General features: G+C 32.7%; 16 protein-coding genes and 1 pseudogene. 14 read left to right on the forward strand and 3 right to left on the reverse strand.

Features of this window, described 5'->3' with window-relative positions:
* Positions 1–130 precede the first annotated feature (130 nt).
* The gene (locus B0A81_RS21945; protein ID WP_089056849.1) at positions 131–454 is read left to right on the forward strand and encodes a DUF6660 family protein; all 324 of its coding nucleotides are present in this window, start codon (positions 131–133) and stop codon (positions 452–454) included.
* Between the two features lie 73 nt (positions 455–527).
* Positions 528–2,699 (forward strand): TonB-dependent receptor, encoded by a 2,172-nt coding sequence (locus B0A81_RS04185; RefSeq protein WP_089056850.1) that lies wholly within the window; start codon positions 528–530, stop codon positions 2,697–2,699.
* Between the two features lie 53 nt (positions 2,700–2,752).
* Here B0A81_RS04185 and B0A81_RS04190 read toward each other — a convergent pair whose 3' ends face one another.
* From B0A81_RS04190 to B0A81_RS04200, 3 genes are read right to left on the reverse strand one after another with little or no spacing between them, the layout of a single operon-like run.
* On the reverse strand, positions 2,753–3,985 hold the full coding sequence (locus B0A81_RS04190) for a hypothetical protein (RefSeq protein WP_089056851.1): 1,233 nt from the start codon (positions 3,983–3,985) through the stop codon (positions 2,753–2,755).
* Positions 3,982–4,422 carry a QcrA and Rieske domain-containing protein gene (locus B0A81_RS04195; RefSeq protein ID WP_089056852.1) on the reverse strand — a complete coding sequence of 147 codons (441 nt, stop codon included), beginning with the start codon at positions 4,420–4,422 and terminating at the stop codon, positions 3,982–3,984. The genes B0A81_RS04190 and B0A81_RS04195 overlap by 4 nt, the downstream gene beginning before the upstream one ends.
* A 2-nt stretch (positions 4,423–4,424) precedes the next feature.
* Complete coding sequence (locus tag B0A81_RS04200; protein WP_244281267.1) at positions 4,425–5,591, reverse strand: di-heme oxidoredictase family protein; 1,167 nt, start codon at positions 5,589–5,591, stop codon at positions 4,425–4,427.
* A gap of 309 nt (positions 5,592–5,900) precedes the next feature.
* Between B0A81_RS04200 and B0A81_RS04205 the strand changes: the two genes are divergently transcribed.
* The 12 genes and pseudogenes from B0A81_RS04205 to B0A81_RS04265 all read left to right on the forward strand — a co-directional run bounded on the left by B0A81_RS04205 (position 5,901) and on the right by B0A81_RS04265 (position 21,980).
* Positions 5,901–6,224, forward strand: a complete 324-nt coding sequence (locus tag B0A81_RS04205; protein WP_317044402.1) for a DUF6660 family protein — start codon at positions 5,901–5,903, stop codon at positions 6,222–6,224.
* A 568-nt stretch (positions 6,225–6,792) separates the two neighbouring features.
* The gene (locus B0A81_RS04210; RefSeq protein WP_317044403.1) at positions 6,793–8,673 is read left to right on the forward strand and encodes an LTA synthase family protein; all 1,881 of its coding nucleotides are present in this window, start codon (positions 6,793–6,795) and stop codon (positions 8,671–8,673) included.
* Positions 8,673–9,554, forward strand: a complete 882-nt coding sequence (locus tag B0A81_RS04215; RefSeq protein ID WP_089056856.1) for a diacylglycerol/lipid kinase family protein — start codon at positions 8,673–8,675, stop codon at positions 9,552–9,554. Before B0A81_RS04210 ends, B0A81_RS04215 begins: the two co-directional genes overlap by 1 nt.
* Positions 9,555–9,937: 383 nt before the next feature.
* Entirely contained in the window at positions 9,938–10,264 is a 327-nt protein-coding gene (locus tag B0A81_RS04225; RefSeq protein WP_317044404.1) for a DUF6660 family protein, read from the forward strand.
* A gap of 101 nt (positions 10,265–10,365) precedes the next feature.
* A complete protein-coding gene (locus B0A81_RS04230; RefSeq protein WP_089056859.1) occupies positions 10,366–14,685 on the forward strand; it encodes a CusA/CzcA family heavy metal efflux RND transporter in 4,320 nt (1,439 codons plus the stop codon).
* 11 nt (positions 14,686–14,696) lie between these two features.
* Positions 14,697–15,965 (forward strand): efflux RND transporter periplasmic adaptor subunit, encoded by a 1,269-nt coding sequence (locus B0A81_RS04235; RefSeq protein ID WP_089056860.1) that lies wholly within the window; start codon positions 14,697–14,699, stop codon positions 15,963–15,965.
* Between the two features lie 116 nt (positions 15,966–16,081).
* Positions 16,082–16,414 (forward strand): annotated as a pseudogene (locus B0A81_RS04240) (YnfA family protein).
* 121 nt (positions 16,415–16,535) lie between these two features.
* On the forward strand, positions 16,536–17,249 hold the full coding sequence (locus tag B0A81_RS04245; RefSeq protein WP_089056861.1) for a hypothetical protein: 714 nt from the start codon (positions 16,536–16,538) through the stop codon (positions 17,247–17,249).
* A gap of 186 nt (positions 17,250–17,435) precedes the next feature.
* The gene (locus B0A81_RS04250) at positions 17,436–17,903 is read left to right on the forward strand and encodes an MgtC/SapB family protein (RefSeq protein ID WP_089056862.1); all 468 of its coding nucleotides are present in this window, start codon (positions 17,436–17,438) and stop codon (positions 17,901–17,903) included.
* Positions 17,904–17,992: 89 nt separating this feature from the next.
* Positions 17,993–18,886 carry a bestrophin family protein gene (locus tag B0A81_RS04255; protein WP_089056863.1) on the forward strand — a complete coding sequence of 298 codons (894 nt, stop codon included), beginning with the start codon at positions 17,993–17,995 and terminating at the stop codon, positions 18,884–18,886.
* 287 nt (positions 18,887–19,173) lie between these two features.
* Entirely contained in the window at positions 19,174–19,851 is a 678-nt protein-coding gene (locus tag B0A81_RS04260; protein ID WP_089056864.1) for a DUF1345 domain-containing protein, read from the forward strand.
* Positions 19,852–19,871: 20 nt separating this feature from the next.
* Positions 19,872–21,980, forward strand: coding sequence for a heavy metal translocating P-type ATPase (locus B0A81_RS04265; protein ID WP_089056865.1), 2,109 nt, complete (start codon positions 19,872–19,874; stop codon positions 21,978–21,980).
* The last annotated feature ends 3 nt before the right edge of the window (positions 21,981–21,983 follow it).

Raw genomic sequence — 21,983 nt, forward strand, 5'->3', positions numbered from 1 at the left:
TTTAATCACAAAAGCTATAAAAAAATGAAGCATTGCTTTTTTATAATTCATAAAAGATAGTTGATAAAATCATTTAAAGAAACTTCTAATGAAATAAGTTTATCGTAAATATTATCTATAAATTCGCAAAGTGAAAATATTTGCAACAATATTATCGTTTATTGTACTGTTTCTTTCAACGGTACCGTGCTCTGCATATGCTAAACACTCAGAATGCAGTGTAGAGAAAAATTGTGAAAAGAATTCACATGATTGTGGCAATGATTGTAATGGAAAGTGCTCTCCGTTTTATTCCTGTGGAAGTTGTGCTGGCTTTACAATAAATTTTAATTACATAATCGTTAATGAAAAATTAGAATTTAGTTCTGATCAAATGGTGCAGGTATTGTCATATGATAAATTTGTTGACTCTTCTTTTACCTGTAAAATTTGGCAGCCTCCAAAAAACGCTTAATACAATACACTTTTGTCTTGTTTGATTTAGATCATTCAAGCATATTATGTTTATTAATTATTAAGAAAATTAAATGTTTAAATATATTTTACTGATTGTGGCAATAGCAACTATTGGCACTGCACAAGCACAGAATAAAATCAAATTCCATCTAAAAGATTATACCAGTAATGAACCAATAAAAGGTGCATTGGCAAAAATTGAAGAAACTAATTCAGTTTTTACATCAGATAATGATGGAAATATCATTATTGAAAATCTTCAAAATGGAGATTACACATTATCTGTAGAAGGTTATGCTCCAAACAAAACGCTTTTTAAAGCACCTTCAGCTGTCAATTTTATAGAAATAACATTGCAGAGCAAGGACCAAGAAGCTGAAGAAATGAAAGAAATAATAGTTACTTCAACCAGAGGAACCAGAACAATCAGCAATATTCCGACAAGAGTTGAATTTATAGCAGGAGAAGAACTGGAAGAAAAAGCAAATATGAAGCCGGGGGATATCCGTATGATGCTTAATGAAAGTACCGGAATCCAGACCCAGCAGACTTCAGCTACTTCAGGAAATTCTTCCATTAGGATTCAGGGATTGGACGGTAGATACACCCAGATTCTAAAAGACGGCTTTCCAGTTTATTCAGGTGCTTCAAGCGGACTGGGATTGCTGCAGACTCCTCCATTAGATTTAAAACAGGTTGAAATAATTAAAGGTTCTGCCTCTACCCTTTATGGAGGCGGAGCAATTGCAGGTTTGGTTAATCTTGTATCTAAAACCCCAACTGAAGAAAGAGAATTGCGGTTTCTAATTAATGGGACTTCTGCCCTTGGTTTGAATATTAATGGTTTTTATTCACAGCAGTTTGATAAAATTGGATTGACTGTTTTTGCATCTCATGATCGAAACGCTCCTTATGACCCTGCTGACATACAGCTTACCGCTATTCCGAAATTCGAACGTTTTAATTTTAATCCAAAGCTTTTTGTCAATTTTAATGAAAATACTAAACTAAATTTTGGTATCAATACCGTTTTTGAAAATCGTATCGGCGGGAATATTGACTATATCAAAGACGAAAGTAAGTATCCTGACAGTTATTTCGAAAAAAATAAAACGCAGAGAATAAGCACTCAGTTTACCCTTACTCATAAATTTAATGAACAGGAATCTATCACGATTAAAAACAGTTTTAATAATTTCAGCCGTATTATAACTATTCCTGATTATATTTTTGACGGTCTGCAGAACAGTACCTTTTCTGAAATCAGCTATTCTAAAAATGGAGAAATTGCAGAATGGGTCGCCGGTGGAAATTTATATACTGACAAGTTTACTGAAAACAGTCAGACAGCTTTTCCATTAAGAAACTATAATCAGATAACTTATGGCGCTTTTGTTCAGAATACCATCAAAGCTAAAGAATGGCTGGATATCGAGACTGGTCTTCGAGGTGATTATGTTGTTGATTATGGATTCTCATTTTTACCTAGAATCTCAGCCTTATTTAAAATAAATCCTAAACTTACTTCTCGGCTTGGCGGGGGTTTAGGCTACAAAACACCGACTATTTTTACCGAAGAAAGCGAGCGTATTCAATATCAAAATGTACTTCCTATCAGTAGTGATTTCAATAAACTTGAAAAAAGTTACGGTGTTAACTTTGATGTAAACTATAAAACTAAAATTACCGAAGATATTTCATTATCATTGAATCAATTATTCTTTTATACCAATGTCGATAATCCGCTGATATTAACTTCGCTTCCTAATGACATTTATCAGTTTGTAAATGTTGATGGATATTTAGATACCAAAGGAACCGAAACAAATGTTAAATTAGGATATAAAGATTTCAAACTATTTGTAGGTTATACCTACACTGATGCGTCTATAGTTAGTAACGGAACAAAATCTGAAAATCCTCTAACTGCTAAACACAGACTCAATAATGTTTTAATGTATGAAGTGGAAGATAAGTGGAAAGCCGGATTAGAGGCCTATTATTACAGTGCTCAAAAATTAAATGACGGCACAACAGGCAAAGAATACTGGATTTTTGGTTTTATGGTCGAAAAACTTTGGGAGAATTTTTCAGTGTTCGCTAATTTCGAAAATTTTACTGATACCAGACAAACCAAATTTGGAACTATTTATACCGGAACTATTTCAAACCCTGTCTTTAAAGACATTTATGCTCCTCTTGATGGATTTGTAGTAAATGCCGGCATTAAAATTAAAATATAATTCCAGCAAATAAAAACAAGAGCCTGCCGGATAATTTCTGCAGGCTTTATTGTTTAAAAATAAGTAGAAATTCCCAAGTTAAATCCATCGGTGACAGCGGGTGGATTAGAAAAAATATCTCTTTGTTTTAGATAACGGTAATTAAGGCGGATCACCGTTTGAGAGGTTGGTCTAAAACTAACAGCCGGCATTATACTCCATAAATCTTCTCCAATATTGCCACCTGTTTCTTCAAATTTTCCCACATTCCAGTCTACATATTCTAATCTGCAGGCAATATTTACAGTTGCTTTTTCCCAGCCCAGAATTGTTTTTGTCAAGATGGGCTGTACAATATCTATAAAGCCTCCCTTTTGTTTATTTCCGAATTGTTGAGAATAAGTTTCGGGAACATCAACATAAATCCAGGCAAATTCTGTTGTGATAAAGGTTTTGACTTTTGGCAGTGTAGTGTTAAAATCCAGGGCGAAAACAGCTACACGTCTTTTTTTGTCAATAACAATTCCATCATCCTTAAATTTGTTATAAATCCCACCCATATATGAAATTCCAAGTTCACCTATTTTATTATTTCTAAGGGCTATTTTTCCGGTAAATAAAGGTTCGCCGCTATTTATTTCTTCAAATCTTTCAGGGTTATTTTTTGCTGCTGGCAAGAAAGTTTTATTTTCAGTATTTTCAATTATAGAATTATCAAAACTTCCTGATAAATAAGCTTCATATCCAAACATCCAATTTTTTGTATATTTTTTCCCAAAAAGTCCCACTCCGGCATTACTAAATGTAGCGGGTAACATTTGAGTTGATGAAATTGGCCGATCGGTAAATTCCCATTTAGGACCGTCATGGTTTTGATTAAAAGAACCAATAGGATTCAATATTATTCCCGCCCTTAGATTTACCAAAGGATCAAATTCAATGTCTACAGATGCAAATTCAATTGCAATTTCTTGTCCTCCTTCTTCAAATTCAATTTCACTTAAAAATTTCACTCTTTTACTAATGGCTGATGACATGAAAATAGATAATCTTCTGGCTTGAAATTGATGACCTTCTGATACTCCATCTGTGGTTAGTTTTTGCCAGTTCATTTCAACATACCCTCCAATAGAAATTGGTGTTTTGTTTATATTCAATGTTGGTCTATTGTAAAGAGCATCCATGTTTAAGATGCTTTTTACTGTATCTTTTGGTATTCTTTTTAATAAACCAGGATCGATCTGTGCAGAACAATTTATATAAGATAAAAAAGTGAGCGTTAGCAATAATGTTAGTTTCGATCTCATTTTAAAGATATTATTAAAATATTATTATCTATCGTTACAGGAAATCTTCTCAGGTCAGTATTTGCAGGGCCACTCTCCAGATTTCCACGGTTACTGAATTCACTTCCGTGCGCAGGGCATTGCAGTTTATCTCCAAACACCTGCAATTCGGCGCCCTGATGCGTACATAACATAAACATGGCGCAATAATCCTCTGCATTAAATCTATATACACAAATAGGAGCTTTTAATATTTCATTTTGAATGATAATATACTTTTTGAATTCTGTTTTTGTTCCAGTTTGAATTATGAAATCAGAAACAGGAACTAAAAGATCGGACTCTTTTATCTCTCGTGAAATAATCTGTGAAGAAGAACAGCTTTGCAATAAAGTTGCTCCGGTAATTGTTGCCAAACAGCCGAAACCGCATGTTTTTAAAAATTGTTTTCTATCCATTATTATAATGATTTTATAAATTTCAGTAAAGCCTCTTTATCGTCTTTAGAAAGTTTCTCAAATGAATTTCTGCTTTGTTCCCCCTCACCGCCATGTAATAGTATGGCTTGTTCAATAGTTTTTGCACGGCCATCATGCATCAGGAATAAGTTTCCGCCTTGAGAATTTTCCGAAAGGCCAATACCCCAAAGCGGCGGGGTTCTCCATTCGAATGTTTTGGCACTTCCCTCTGTGTAACCATCATCTAATGCGCTTCCCATATCATGCAAAAGCAAATCAGTATATGGAGCAAAGGTTTTATAGGAGAGTGGTCCTATACGGGAATAACCTGTTTTCAGTTCTGATTTATGGCAGCCTGTACAGTTTATTTGGTTAAAAATATTTTTACCGCGAATAACAGCAGCATCATTTTGATTCCGCTGGATAGGAGCTTTTAAGGTATTCAAGTAAAAAACAACATCATTGACTTTTGCAGTTGAAATCTCTGGGTCAATTTCTACATTAGAATAATGATCAATGGGGTTAAACAAAGAGGTAATTCCCATATCCTGGCTATAGGCATTAACAGTTTGGTGTAATAAATCAAATGCAGACGCTTTTTTGCCATACCGGCCAATATATTTACCATTTTGGGTTATTGCATTGGAAGTTGGAATTGAATAATCAGGAATAGTAATCCAGTTTACAGTACCTGAAATACCATCACCATTACTATCGTCCGGATCTGTCATCTGAATCAGATCAGTATCAGAAACATATTGTAAAAAACCCAAGCCTGTAAATGCAGGGGGGGTAAATTTAGAGAATGTTGCCCCAGCTGGGATTTGTTCCGGTAAGTAACCTGGTAAAGCTCTGTTTTGAAGTTGTGGACCTCCTTGATTTAAAAATTGATTTCCTGTCTCATCAATTTGTCCAAAACGGGTAAGTGTTGTAAATAAATGCCCTTTTCCGTCTCCCGCATGGCAATTGATACAGCTCGTCCCAACAAATGTTGGTCCCAGACCTGTTTCCCGGGTAAAAACTTCGTTTACTGCTACATCACCTCTTAAGAATTGTGCAGATTCAGAATTAGACAAACCATCAATCGGTCCATCTAATAATTCATCATCAGAGGGTATTTCAACATAGCTTGCATCGCAAGAAAATAGGAAAAAACAAATGATTATCAACAAAAAAGATTTGTTTAAAAAAACATTTAAATAATTCATGATTTTATTTTTAGGCAAAGCTAAAAAAATATTTAGAAATACAAATTTTTATCCCTAAAATATTTTAAGACACAATATTTTTTACATTTTATAAATAATAAAAGTTAATGATAAACACACAATGAATAAGATAAAAACAAAAAACAATTACTGCATAAAACTCTATTTGCTAATCTTATTTACCTGCTATAATAAAAAGGATTATGTACTGTTTTAATATTCATCTCAAATAATAACTATGGATTAAAAAAAAAACTTATTTTTACAGCCTTGAAACTTACAAATACCATATTATCAATTATCTTGCTAATACTTTCGTGTATGCCCTGTGCAGATATGAAAGTAGCTTCATCGCATACTAGAACGGAATTCGGTTCTAACCATGATGATGATCATTCTCATAACAACAAGCGCGATTTATGTTCACCATTTTGTATTTGCAGCTGTTGCGGCTTGCAAATGGTAAGTTTGTCACAAACCTTTATTGACTTTCCAATACCTTTTAAAGGAATTAAAATACAATTACCTACCTATAAATCGATTTTTGCTTCCAATTTCTTCGGAAGTATTTGGCAGCCTCCTCAATTAGTGTAATAAAGTCCGTCCTGACACTTCGGGATTCGGGTTAGATTGTGACTGCTCACAAATAAAAGCAAAACTACTTTTGCTGATTTTTAATTCATTATAATATTTTCAACCTTTAGCAAAATGTAATCTTCAGCTTTAGGAACAAGCTTATATGTTTATTTGCTTTAATTCTATTAGCTTTTGGCGGCTATTGCATAAACAATTCTCACTTTATTTATTGCCTTTTACCATATGGAGGCAAAATCATTGTGTGAGTACTTACAATTTCTTTTAAGCTATTGAATAGCAGTTTGGTTATTATTAATTTTTAAATAATTGTAAAATCATAAATCTTGAAAATTTTAATGATAATATCCTTTGTTTCTGTGACTTCAAATAAAATGTATTTCAAATAATCAAAAATATACTTTTCAAAACTTCCCTACACTAAGAGATAAAATAGTAAAAGAAGGAAACTTTGAAAGGTTTAATTTAAATAATTCTATTGTAAATTATGTTCTATAAAATTAATATATCACCGCGTTACAATTTACTTTTTGCATTTTTGTACTGGTTTCTTACATTCTCGTTCATTTTGCGTCTAGTACTCATTATTTGGCAGTACGACGAAGTTTCTTTTAATTTGTTTGTAATTATTCGAACACTGTTAACTGGATTGTTTTTTGACATAGGTACTATAAGCTATGTCTTAATTCCTTCACTACTCTATTACTTTATCTTTCCTAATAAATGGATTGGATCATGGCTTGATAAAACCTTAGTTTGGTTTTTCACTTCTCTAATAATTTTTATATTAGTTTTTACTTTTTTTGCTGAAATTACCTTTTGGGACGAATTCAAAACAAGGTTTAACTTTATCGCTGTAGATTATTTAATTTACACTCACGAAGTAGTTGCTAACATACAAGAATCATATCCGTTACCAATGCTTGTTTCTGGCGTTTTAATGATCACTTCAATCATACTTTTTGTTTTTTATAAAAAAAATATTATCAAAAACACATTTCATTCCAAAGTAAGTATTAAAGACAGAATCATTACGTTATCGACTGGAACTGCAATAACATTATTTTTTACATTTTTCATCACAAACGAACAAGCAGAATGGTCTAAAAACCGATATAATTCTGAAATTTCAAAATCAGGAATTTATTCATTTTTCGCAGCTTTCAGAAACAATCAAATGGTGTACAATGAATTCTATACTGCTATAAATGACAAAATAATTTTTGATGTTATTAGAGGTAAACTAGGCGATAAAAGCAGCAAATTCCAATCGGAAGGATTATCTATTTATAGAACAATAACAGATACAACCAACAAAGAGCCAAGTAAGAAGAATGTAGTTTTTATTCTGGCAGAAAGTTTCAGTGGAAGTTTTATGAAAGAGTTTGGTAATACACAAAATATAACACCATTTTTAGACAGTTTAGCGCAAAAAAGTATCTTCTTCGAAAATTTATACGCTACAGGAACAAGAACAGTTCGTGGTATGGAAGCGGTGACGCTTTGTATTCCGCCAACCCCGGGGCAAAGTATTGTCAAACGTCCAGAAAATCAAAACTTATATACCATTTCAAATGTCTTTAAAAGAAAAGGATATAACGCTAATTTCTTTTATGGAGGCGACGGATATTTTGATAATATGAACGCCTATTTTGGCGGAAATGGTTTTACCATCTACGATCGCGGACGTGGTAGTATATTGAGCGACAAAATTAAGACAATCCGAAATAACATCAATGATGATGAAGTAACTTTTGAAAATGCTTGGGGAATTTGTGATCAGGACATCTATTCTAAAATGATTAGAGTGGCTGATGAACATCACAAGAACGATAAACCATTTTTCAATTTTGTAATGACAACTTCTAACCACAGACCATTTACCTATCCGAACAATACTATAGATATTCCATCGGGAACTGGTCGTGAAGGTGCTGTGAAATATACTGATTATGCGATAAAAAAAATGTTTGAGAAGGCTAAAAAGAAACCTTGGTTCAAAAATACTGTTTTTATAATCATTGCCGATCATTGTGCCAGCAGTGCTGGTAAAGACGAAATAGATGTTGCCAATTATCACATTCCGGCATTTATAGTAAATTTTCCAGAAGAACTAAATCAAAAAGTGAATAAACAATGTTCTCAAATAGACTTTTTTCCAACTTTTTTTGCAATGATGAATTGGAGCTATGAAAGCAACTTCTTCGGTAAAAACGTATTGGAATCAAATTTTGAAGAGCGAGCCTTGGTAGGAACATATAGAAAATTAGCCTTAATGAAAAAAGATAAAGTAATGATTTTATCCGATCAAAAAAAGCAGACTTTTTATACATGGAATAAAACTGATAATAGTTTAAAGCCATTACCAATGAATAAATCTTTTCTTAATGAAACAATTTCATGGTATCAAACTGCCGATTATTTATTCACCAATAAACTCTTAAAGTAATGATATACATTCATTTTATTGTCAATCCAATATCAGGCAGTGGAAAACACAATTTTGCCAAAACCGAATTAGAAAAATTTTTTCCAAAGAGCATTTATAAGATTGAAGTTGATTATTCAAATTATAAAAAACACGCTATAGTACTTACCCAAAAGGCAATTACCAAAAAACCCCACTATGTTGTAGCCTGTGGTGGGGATGGTACTATAAACGAAGTAGCGTCTTGTTTGATCAATACTGAAATTAAGTTGGGAATCATTCCAGTTGGTTCTGGAAATGGTCTGGCTTCAAATCTAAGTATTTCAAGATCATTAGAAAAAGCAACAGAAATAATACGTAAGGGTAAAACAAAATTTATTGATGTTGGAAAAATAAACGAACATTATTTTTTCAGCAATGTTGGTGTTGGAATTGATGCATTAATCATAAAGAAATATGAGAGATATAATAAGAGAACTTTGATTTCTTATGTTCGGGCTACAATAGCATCAAGCATTGATTTTAAACCCATTCAAGCGACACTATCATTTAACGGTAAAATTATCGGTACAAATGCCTTTATGCTTTTTATTTCTAATTCTAATCAAATGGGATATGGAATGACCCTTACACCTAATGCAGATTTAAATGACGGTTTTTTAGACTTAGTAATTGTTCCAAAACTAAGTTTTTTGGATAAGCTAACCTTCGGTGTGTGTGTACTAACAAATACAATTGAGAAATTCAAAAAAGCAAAACACATATTAATCGAAAAGATAAACATAGAAATGCCAAAGAAAATTTTCTTGGACACACAAATTGACGGCGAATTACACAACTTAAAAACCAATAAAATTGAAATAGCAATAATAAAAAATGGTTTAGAGGTTCTGATACATTAGCTTTAAATGAATCAGAAATTAATTAACATTTAGGTATTTGCCGGGTTAATTTCGATTGTTGCTAAAGCCTATAAAATTTCGCATTTGAAGCTATGGATAAAGAAAACAATTCTGCTAAAATCAATCCCTATATTTCTTGGATTTTAAATTAATTACGCATTGCAATATGGTAAAACAAAGAACAAAAAAACAGAACAAACCAAAATTTCAACCAAAAACTAAATCTAAAAAGCCAATCACAGCGTACGCAGTGATTCGTATTATAATTATAATTTTAGTTTGCTTAATTTTGATATTAGGGATAGTGGCAAAGTTTATTCACTATTTTAAGAATCATTGGAATTAATTAGTTACAATAAATAAAAATTATTACTTTTACTGTCTTGAAATTATCAATCTACATATTATCAATTCTTTTGCTAATACTTTCTTGTATGCCTTGTGCAGATATGAAAGTGGATAGTTCTGCATATGGTAAAACAGCATTGGCTTCTAACCATGAAAAGCATTCTAAAGATACAGCACATGATTTATGTTCTCCGTTTTGTGTTTGCAATTGTTGTGGTTCACAAATGACAACTTTTTTACAATCTATAATTATTGACTTTCCAATACCTTCTAATGGTATTAAAACGCAATTACCTACATACAAATCAATTTTTACTTCCAATTTCTTCGGAAGTATTTGGCAACCGCCTCAAATAGCATAATGATGCCCCGCCTTCTTTGGCGGGGTTAGAATCTTGTGATTTTTTCACAAATAATAGCAGATAATTTATTTGCTAATTTCTAATTCATTATAATATTTTCAATGTTAGACAAAATCATACAATTTAGTATAAAGAACAAGTTCATTATACTCCTATTTACCCTTGTGCTTATAGCTTGGGGGAGTTATTCTCTTAAAAATTTACCTCTGGATGCTCTGCCGGATGTAACCAATAATCAAGTACAAATTATTACATCAGCACCGACATTAGCAAGTCAGGAAGTGGAGCAATTAATTACCTATCCTCTTGAACAATCTGTAAAAACGATTCCCAAAGTAATTGAATTGCGAAGTATTTCTCGTTTCGGATTATCGGTAGTAACCGTAGTTTTTAAAGATGATGTAGATATTTATTGGGCCAGAGAACAAGTTTCACAACGGTTAAAAGTAGCCGAAGAAAACATACCGGCATATGCAGGAAAACCAGATTTAGGTCCAATTTCTACGGGCTTGGGTGAAATTTACCAATATGATGTTTACGCCAAAAAAGGCTATGAGAACAAATACGATGCAGTAAAATTGCGAACCATTCAGGATTGGATTATCATTCCCCAATTACAGGGAGTTGAAGGCGTAGCCGAAGTCAGTACGTGGGGTGGAAAATTAAAACAATATGAAATAGCAGTAAATCCAAATACCTTAAATAGTCTGGGAGTAACCATCACAGAAATATTTGATGCTTTAGAACAAAACAACCAAAATACGGGTGGTGCTTACATTGAAAAAGACCAATATGCTTATTTTATTCGTGGTGTTGGTATGGCAACTGGCATCAAAGATTTGGAGAAAGTAGTAGTCAAAAACAGAAATGGTTCACCGGTTTTAGTACGTGATGTAGCAGAAGTAAGAGAAGGAATTTCCTTGCGTTATGGAGCTTCTACCAAAGACGGTAAAGGTGAAATTGTTTGTGGTATGGCTCTTATGCTAAAAGGTGAAAATTCAAAAGCCGTAACCGAAAGGGTAAAAGAAAGAATGGTTCAGATTAACAAAAGCCTGCCCGAGGGAGTTGTTGCTGAAGCCTTTATTGATAGAAGTAAATTAGTAGATAATGCAATTGGAACGGTAACTAAAAATCTACTTGAAGGAGCATTAATCGTAATTTTTGTACTTATTTTATTTCTGGGAAATCTTCGTGCAGGATTAATCGTTGCTTCGGTAATTCCGCTTTCAATGTTGGTTGCAGTTATACTTATGAATGCTTTTGGGGTCAGCGGAAATCTGATGAGTTTGGGAGCAATCGATTTTGGAATTATTGTCGATGGTGCAGTCATAATTGTAGAAGCCACAATGCATCATTTGCAGAAACTCAAAAGAAAGAAAGATTTAACCCAATCTGAAATGGATGAAGAAGTATATCAATCGGCTTCAAAAATTAGAAATAGTGCTGCTTTTGGGGAAATAATTATTCTGATTGTGTATTTACCCATTCTGGCATTGGTAGGGACAGAAGGTAAAATGTTTAGACCTATGGCAATGACAGTTGGTTTTGCCGTAATTGGAGCCTTTATTCTTTCTTTGACATACGTACCAATGATGAGTGCGATGTTCCTATCCAAAAATACGGAACACAAATCTAATTTCAGTGACCGTATGATGGCTTGGTTAGAAGGTATATATACCCCATTTCTTGAAAAAGCATTGCATTTCAAAAAAATCGTTTTGGCAATCTCATTAGGATTATTTGTATTGGCAATCGTAATTTTTCAAAATATGGGTGGCGAGTTTATTCCAACAATTGAAGAAGGAGATATTGCAATCAATGCTACTATTATGACAGGAAGCTCGCTTTCGCAAATGGTCAAAACAACAACAGAATACGAAAAAATTCTAAAAACAAAATTTCCGGAAATAAAAACTATAGTTACTAAAATTGGGAGTGGTGAAATTCCAACCGACCCAATGCCTATTGAAAGTGGAGATATGATTATTGTGCTGAAAGATAAAAGTGAATGGACTGGCGATTATAAAAACTGGGAAGATTTAGCCAATGCAATGAAGTCAGCAATGGAAGCCATTCCAGGTGCTAATATAGAAGTCTCTCAACCCATCCAAATGCGTTTTAACGAATTAATGACAGGAAGCCGAAGTGATATTGCCATTAAAATATTTGGTGATGATTTAGAAACTTTAGGTAACAAAGCTACCGAGTTAATAAGCAAAATCAATAAAATTGAAGGTGTTGGCGATTTAAAAGCAGATAAAGTAACGGGGTTACCTCAAATTACTGTAAAATACGATTATAATAAAATTGCATTATACGGTTTGAATATTACTGATATCAATCAAATTATACGTTCCTCATTTGCAGGGGAAAGTGCCGGCAAAATCTATGAAGAAAGTAAACGATTTGATGTAGTAGTAAGAATGAACGCTAACAATAGAAGTGATATTACTGATGTAAGTAACCTTTTTATTCCTTTACCTAACGGACAACAAGTGCCGCTTTCACAAGTAGCAACGGTTTCTTATGAACAAGGTCCTGTTCAGGTTTCTCGTGAAAATGGTAAACGCAGAATTACTGTTGGATTAAATGTACGTGGTCGGGACATTAAAAGTGTTGTCGAAGAAATTCAGCAAAAACTAGATAAGGATTTTAAACTTCCCGCAGGTTATTACGTTACGTATGGAGGACAGTTTGAAAATTTAATCGAAGCTACTAAAAGACTTTCCATAGCAGTGCCAATTGCATTAGGATTAATAATGGTTCTTTTGTTTTTTACTTTCAATAGTATGAAGCAGGCGGGATTAATATTTACAGCTATTCCGTTATCAGCCATTGGTGGTATTTTTGCGCTGTGGATGAGGGGAATGCCTTTTAGTATTTCGGCAGGAATTGGATTTATAGCCTTATTTGGAATTGCAGTATTGAATGGAATTGTATTAATTTCCTATTTCAACCAGCTTAAAACTGAGGGAATAACAGATCCATTGCAAAGGGTTCTAATAGGTACAAAAACAAGATTACGACCAGTTTTAATGACAGCTGCGGTAGCTTCTTTAGGTTTTATGCCAATGGCATTATCAACAAGCGGCGGAGCAGAAGTTCAAAAACCATTGGCAACTGTGGTTATCGGTGGATTATTTTCAGCTACATTATTGACATTGATTGTTTTACCAATACTTTATTTGTTGTTTGAAAAAGGAATTAAAAGAAGAAAAAAAATCAAAACACCAATCATTACCCTAATTATTCTATTGATAAGCAGTTTTTCTTTTGCTCAAAATAGTCAGCCTATTTCACTTCAAAAAGCAATAGAAATGGCAAAAACAAACAACATTGATTTGAAAATTGCCGATAAGGAAATTGAAAAACAAACTGTTCTGAAAAAGACAGCATTTCAGGCAGATCCTTTGCAGGTACAATACCAGGGTGGACAATTTAATAGTAAGTATTATGACAGCAATGTTTCGGTGCAGCAGTATTTCCCAATAGGAAGAATTACAAAAGCCAATCGCCAATTACAGGAAGAATTGGTAAAGCTAGCCGAAAAACGAAAAGCATTATCCGAATATGAAATTGAAAAAGCGGTATCAATCGCCTACTACCAATATTTGTACGGTGTTTCTATTCAAAAGCTAAATGCAGATTTATTAGCCATTTATTCAAAATTCCTGAAAAATGCAGAACTTCGTTTTGAAACCGGTGAAAGTGGGAAAATTGAAGTAATTAGTGCTAAAGCAAAATCTAAAGAAATTGAAACACAACAGGCACAACTCGAATTTGATTTGGCGATTTATCAAAAGCAATTACAGTTTTTTATTCAAACCGAGGACAATGTTGTGCCAGACAGCGCAACGCCAATGCAGTTTTCAATACTATTGGATGAAAACCAATCTAAAGCAGCAACTTTAGTAAGTGATTATTACACCCAACAAATTTCAGTGTATCAAAAAGAAGCCAATACGTTTAAAGCAATGCGAACTCCAAAACTAGGATTGGGTTATTTTGCACAAACGATTGATACCAAATCTTATTTTCAAGGATTTACCGCTGGCCTGCAAATTCCGCTATTCGGTGGCGTATATTCGGCAAAAGCGAAAGCATCAGCCATTAGTATTTCCCAATCCCAATTAGAATTAGACAAAAATAAATTGGCTTTGAAATTAAAAATGCAGGAATTAAAAAATGATTTCGAAAAACAACAAAAAGCATTAGAATATTATCAAAAGGAAGGCTTGCAATATGCAGAACAGATTATTGCAACAGCGCAAAAAAGTTATGCTAGTGGCGATATGAGTTATTGGTCCTATATCAGTTTTTTGAATCAGGCTATCGATATCAAAAAGCAAAATGCCGAAGCAACTAACGCCTACAATCAAAGTGCTATTCAATTGCAATTCCCATCCATTTCTAACAACTAATAATTTCTACAATGAAAAATATAAAGATAAATACAATTTCAAATATCAAGATTAAAACAACACTCTTACTTATTACCTCTTGCATCTTACTTCTTACTTCCTGTGGAGAAAAGAAAACCGAAGAAGCCGCTCACGAAGAAGAAAAATCAGAAAATGAAGTAGCGTTGACTGCTATGCAGTTCAAAACAGTTGGTGTAGAAACTGGTTCTGTAGAAAATAGAAATTTGAATTTAGTAATAAAAGCCAATGGATACACTACAGTTCCTCCACAAAATATGGCAAATGTTTCTACTTTAATTGGTGGAACTGTCAAAGATATTTTAGTTCTTGAAGGTACTTATGTAAACAAAGGAAAAGTATTGGCAACTATTCAGAACTTGGAAGTGGTTGAAATGCAGGAAAATTATAATTCGGCTGTTGCTAATATTGAATACCTGCAATTAGAATACAATCGTCAGAAAACATTAAGCGACGAAGATGTAAATCCTAGAAAATTACTACAGGAAGTAAAAGCAAAATTAGCAATTGAAAAAGCAAGAGCTAAAGCATCAAAAGATAAACTGCAGGCTTTGAATATGAATACAAAAGGATCAAGTCTGGTACCAATAGTTTCTCCAATATCAGGTTATGTGGGGAAAATTAGTATTGCCAAAGGAGCATTTGCTGAAACAGGAATTACACTTTTTGAAGTAGTTGATAATAGTCAGATGCATTTGGATTTGAATGTCTATGAAAAAGATTTAGGATCTATTTCTGTAGGACAAACGATAGACTTTATTTTAACAAACCAAGGGAACAAATCTATTAAAGGAAAAATATTTGGTATCAATAAATCATTTTCAAACGAAAGTAAAACTGTAGCGGTTCACGCCAAAATTAATCCGGCTGATTCAAAAGATTTGATTTCCGGAATGTATGTTTCTGCCAATATCAATATTAAAAATGCAACTGTTCCAGCTTTACCCAAAGATGCTGTTGTAAAAAATGGAGATAAATATTTTGTGTATATCCAAGAAGAACACGAAGAAAAAACCACAGCTAAAAAAGCAGAAGCTCACGAACACAAAGAAGGCGAGGCTCATGCAGAGGAAGCTTCTGGAGAGGAAGAAGGACACAATGAAATTCATTTTAAAGCAATTGAAGTTGTACCAGGAACTACGGATTTAGGTTATACCGAAGTGAAATTTGTGGAAAAAATTCCTGCCGATGCAAAAATTGTAATCAAAGGTGCTTTCTATTTACTATCTGCAACTAAAGGCGGAGGAGAACACGAACATTAATTAGTGAAATAAAAACAAACCCCATTGTAAAAATGTTTTTTCAATAGGAAACCGAAATGAATACAGTTTGTTAGGTTTTAGCATTTTAAATTTGGGGTTTTGTAAAACAAAATAGTATGATTTCATTTGTGAAAACCATAGTCTATTTTATACTTGCAGGTTTATGTGAAATTGGCGGGGGGTATCTTGTATAGCTTTGGCTAAAAGAAGAAAAATCCGTTTGGTACGGTGTTACAGGAGCAATAATTCTTGCTTTATATGGATATGTAATGACTTTGCAAACTGCCTCTTTTGGAAAATCTTATGTTTTCTATGGTGTGATTTTCATTGTTATGGCATTAATATGGGCATTGAAGATTGATAATTTTAAACCAGACAAATACGATTTGATAGGTTCGGCTATTATAATTATTGGTATAGCTGTTATTCTATTTATTGCAAGAAAATAAAAATAAAATAATATAACACTTATATCAATACAATGCCGACAAAAATATATTAACACTCGAAGAAAAAATAAATAATTAATTTAACCAGTTTTAATTAAAACAACATTTTAAACGTAGAACAATGAAAAAGTTAACTAAAAAAATAATTATTTTATGCACAATGATAGGTTTTTGTATAAATGCAAATGCACACTCGTATTGGCTTGAAGTAAAAGGCAATGGCAAAGTAAATGATACAGCCACGGTATATTTATATTTTGGTGAATTTGAAAAAGGATTGAGAGAAAGCAAAGAACATTTCTTTAAAAATATGGAATCGTTTACTGCCTATTATTTGGACTCAAAGGGAATAAAAAAAGATTTGATTTTGCAAAAAGACAGTAATTGTTACAAAGCAAGTTTTTTTCCAACTAGCGATGGAATTTACACTATAATGATGAAAGAAAATTCAAGAGCAGTTCAAGATTGGACAAAACACGGCATGGGAATTATCAGACCTTTTGAAAATTTAAAAGTAAATTATAATGTTGGAAAGGTGAAAAATTCACAACTCGCAAATTTTGACACAAGCAAAATAGATATTGTTGTTAAAAAAGAAAAGTACCAATTAGTTCTCGATAATATAGAATTTGCGAATAAATCAATATCAATTACTAATGATAAAGGTGAACCGGAGGAAGTAAAAACAGATAAAAATGGTTTTTTTACTATACCAAATTCAAAAGGTATGTTCATTATAGATGTAGAATATAAAGATGGTATTAAAGGTGAATACAACAGTAAACCCTTTGATAACAGCAGGTATAAATATGCATTAACATTATATATATACTAAACAATTTACTGATTCTGTTTAACATGAAAAAAAATAACTGTTATAAAGCATCAATACAAATACGATGCAAACAGCAAACAGGTTTGCTGGTAAATTTAAGTAAAACTTAAACATAAAATTAGTATCGCAGACGACAATAAAGCAATAGAGATTTAAAAATTTAATAAACTAATAGAAAGTAAATTTATGGATATAAATGCCGAATTAATTATCATATCTAAACTGATTATTTCTTTTTTGTTAGGAGCTTTTATTGGTTTAGACAGAGAAAAGCATGGTCATGATGCCGGAATAAGAACCTATGCAGCAGTTTGTATTGGCGCAACCTTGTTTACAGCAATCACAGCCCACTTAGTAAATAATCCAGCGGATACTTCAAGAGTAATTGCAAATATTGTAACTGGTGTTGGTTTTCTTGGTGCAGGAATTATTTATCGTAATTCTAGAGCAGGAACATCGCACGGCTTAACAACTGCAGCAACAGTTTGGTGTACTTCAGCAGTTGGCGTTGCTATAGGATTGAATATGTTTATTATAGCAGTAATTGGCTCTGGTACATTGTACTTTTTACTTTCATTACACCATTTTAAATGGTATATTAAATGGAAAGAAAAAATGATTAAAAAACATGGAGAAGAGCACGAGAATGAATAATAAATAAAGTTAGAAGAAAATATAGCATCAACTGGGAATGAATTCAACAAATCTATAAAGATTTTATTTCCCATATAATTAATCTACTTATGCTGATAAAAAATAATTATAAAGCCACTCTGTTTTTTCTCAAAGGACTCAAATGGCAAATTGTATTGATAATATCCTATGCAATAATTGCAAGCTTATTTGATCATAGTTCTGTTGGAGTTTTAATAAATATCCCCATCACTATTTCAACTGTTATAGCCACAATGATATCATTATTATTGGCATTCAGAATTGCTCAATCTTATGATCGGTGGTGGGAAGCCAGAAAAGTATGGGGCGAAATTGTTAATGATTCCAGAACTTTGGTTAGGCAGATAATGCTGTTTATTCCTAATAATGAAGAGCGGAAATCTGATATTAAAATATATGCAGATAGACAAATAATATGGTGCTACACGCTTTCAGAATCTTTGAGAGGACAAAAATCTTCTCATAAAGTACAGCAGTATTTAACGCAAAATAATTTACAAGCCGATAATATCCCGCTGCTTTTACTGCAAAAACATTCCGAAAACCTGCATTTTATCACAGAAAAATATGCTTTAAATTCAAATCTGCAGGTGCAGGTATATACAACATTGGCTAGATTGACGGACGCTATGGGTAAGTGCGAAAGAATTAAAAATACAGTTTTTCCAAGAAACTACAGCTATTTGATACATTGCCTGATTTACTTATTTGTGACCTTATTGCCTTTTGGGCTAAGCGAAATAGATATTGTTACTGAAATTTTGTTAACCGCCTTAATTCCTTTAATGTTTATAGCATTTGAAAAAACAGCTATAATAATGCAGGATCCATTTGAGAATATACCTACTGATATTCCTATGACCACAATTTGCAATACCATAGAAAATAATATCAATCAAATTATAGGGGAAGTAAATTATCAAAAAGAAAGTGTGCGATTCGATAACTATTATAAAAATTAAAATTAGAGCAAATGAAAACTATAAAAATAGGATTTGACACTCAGTTCAATGTTGTAATACACTTTAAAAAGGGCTCAAAAAATGTAAGAGATTTTTTTTTGACTGTTTTTAAATAATTGAGGTACGCTTTTATGGCTTCAGGTTTGGTTGATCTGATAAATAATTTTAGAAAAATTAAAAATGAATATGTTTTGAAAGTATTTTGATCGATTTTGCAGTAATTATAATAGTAGTTTTTTATTTGCTTTTTTAATATTCCTTTTATAGGAATGATAATTTAATTTAATATGAAAAATAAAATAAAACAAAACTGGATTGAAAAAATTTCCGGCGTTATTAGATTAATTATTTCGATACTATTTTCATTAATTGTATATTTAGTGCTGCTGTCTTTTAAGATTGATAACCAAAGTAGAATTATATTAAGTTGGGATACTTTTTGTATCACTAGTTTGTTTTTTTGCTGGATACTTTTTTTCTCAACCAATGAAAATGAATTATGTCAGATTGTTGCTAAACAAGACGAAAATCTCAAAACTATTTTTAGTATAGTGGTTATTGCTGTTGTATTAAGTCTTTTTGGAACTTTATCACTTATTGATCAGACTTCTGACATACCGGAAAGCAAACTGTTTCATTCTATTATATCCTTATCACCAGTAGTATTTTCTTGGTTGCTTTTACATACCACTTTCACAATTCGTTATGCCCATTTCTACCACGATCACAACGAGCTCAACACCGGTTCTAGCATTGGTGGAATCAAATTTCCGGGTAAGTCAAAACCTGATTATGTAGATTTTGCTTACTTTTCTTTTGTAATTGGTATGACTTTTCAAGTATCAGACGTTGTAATAACTTCAAAAACTATTAGAAGATTTGCTTTAATGCATAGCCTAATATCATTTCTATTTAACACAATTATAGTAGCACTCACGATAAGTGCAATTTCTAATTTAAAATAACAAATTTAAAAAATCAAATTATGAAAAATACAGACTCAAATCATATACACAAATATGATGCAAAAGGCAAACAAATTTGCTGTACACAAGAAGAAAAAATAAATCATTTGGCAGACAAAAAAAACAAAGCCAAAACTAAAGAAGACAGTTGCTGTGCCGATGAAAAACCAGTAAAAGCGACACACAACAATAACGATGGTCACGACCACGATGCACACAGCCACGATAAACATTCTGATGATGACGGTCACGACCACTCTAATACTGACCAAACGACGTTTCAAATGTTTTTACCATCTTTAATAAGCTTTACTTTATTACTAATTGCAATTGGTTTTGATAATTACTTTACTCAATCTTGGTTCACTGGCTGGGTAAGACTTGGATGGTATATTGTAGCTTACATTCCAGTAGGTTTTCCTGTAATTAAAGAAGCTTTTGAAAGCATTCGTAAAGGCGATATTTTTTCAGAGTTTTTGTTAATGAGTATTGCAACCATTGGAGCCTTTATTATTGCAGAATATCCAGAAGGTGTGGCAGTAATGTTATTTTATGCAGTTGGTGAAGTATTTCAAACACTTGCAGTACAAAGGGCGAAAATGAACATTAAATTATTATTGGATCAAAGACCAGATACAGCTACGGTAATTGAAGGTGCAAACACTATTTCTAAAAAGGCATCCGAAATAACTATTGGAGAGATTATCCAACTGCGCCCTGGAGAAAAAGTAGCTCTTGATGGAAAATTACTTTCAGACACTGCTTCATTGAATACAGCTGCTTTAACAGGGGAAAGTAAACCCGACACGAAACAAAAAGGAGAAACAATTCTTGCAGGAATGATTAATCTAAATACTGTTGTTCAAGTTGAAGTCACTACAGCCTACACAGATAGTAAATTATCCAAAATTCTTGAAATGGTTCAGGAAGCTACAGCTAAAAAGGCACCAACCGAATTATTTATTAGAAAATTTGCTAAAATATACACACCTATTGTAGTGTTTTTAGCAATTGCAATTTGTTTACTTCCAATGCTTTTTGTAGATAATTATGTATTTAAAGACTGGTTGTACAGAGCATTAGTTTTCTTGGTAATTTCTTGTCCTTGTGCTTTGGTAATTTCAATTCCATTAGGGTATTTTGGAGGAATTGGTGCAGCGAGTAAAAATGGAATATTGTTTAAGGGTTCTAGTTTTCTCGACATAATGGCAGCTATTCAAGTGGTAGTTATGGATAAAACAGGAACATTGACCAAAGGTGTTTTCAAAGTTCAAAAAGTGGTACCTGTGGATATTGCAGAAGGTGATTTAGTAAAGTATACATCAGCACTCGAAACCAAATCAACACATCCTGTCGGAACAGCTATTATAGAATATGCCCAAGGTTCTGAAAAAAATGTAAGCGTTACTGATGTAGAAGAAATTGCAGGACACGGATTAAAAGGAAAAGTCGATGGAAACGAAATCTTGGCAGGAAATGTAAAATTGATGAAGAAATTCAATATCAGTTATGATGCTGAAATTGAGAATACACCCTTTACAATAATCGTTATTGCTATCAATCAAAAATATTCCGGCTACTTTTTAATTGCTGACGAAATCAAGGAAGATGCAAAAGAAGCTATTGAAAGTTTGCATAAAATAAATGTAAAAACAGTAATGCTATCCGGAGATAAACAAGCTGTTGTTGATGCTGTTGCAAAAGAATTAAATATTGATCAGGCTTACGGTGATTTGTTGCCTGAAAACAAAGTCGAAAAAGTTGAAGAATTAAAATCTCAAAACCTAAAAATTGCTTTTGTCGGCGATGGCGTAAATGATGCCCCAGTAGTAGCTTTAGCAGATGCAGGAATTGCAATGGGTGGTTTAGGTAGTGACGCCACTATTGAAACGGCAGATATTGTAATTCAAAATGACCAGCCATATAAAATATACACAGCTATAAACATTGGTAAAAAGACCAAACAAATTGTTTATCAAAATATTGGTTTAGCATTTGCCGTAAAAGCAGTCGTTTTAATTCTGGGAGCTGGTGGTTTAGCGACAATGTGGGAAGCTGTTTTTGCCGATGTCGGTGTGGCTATGCTAGCTATTTTGAATGCAATTAGAATACAACGAATGAAGTTTTAATTA

The organism is Flavobacterium plurextorum (assembly GCF_002217395.1).
Lineage (GTDB): Bacteria > Bacteroidota > Bacteroidia > Flavobacteriales > Flavobacteriaceae > Flavobacterium > Flavobacterium plurextorum.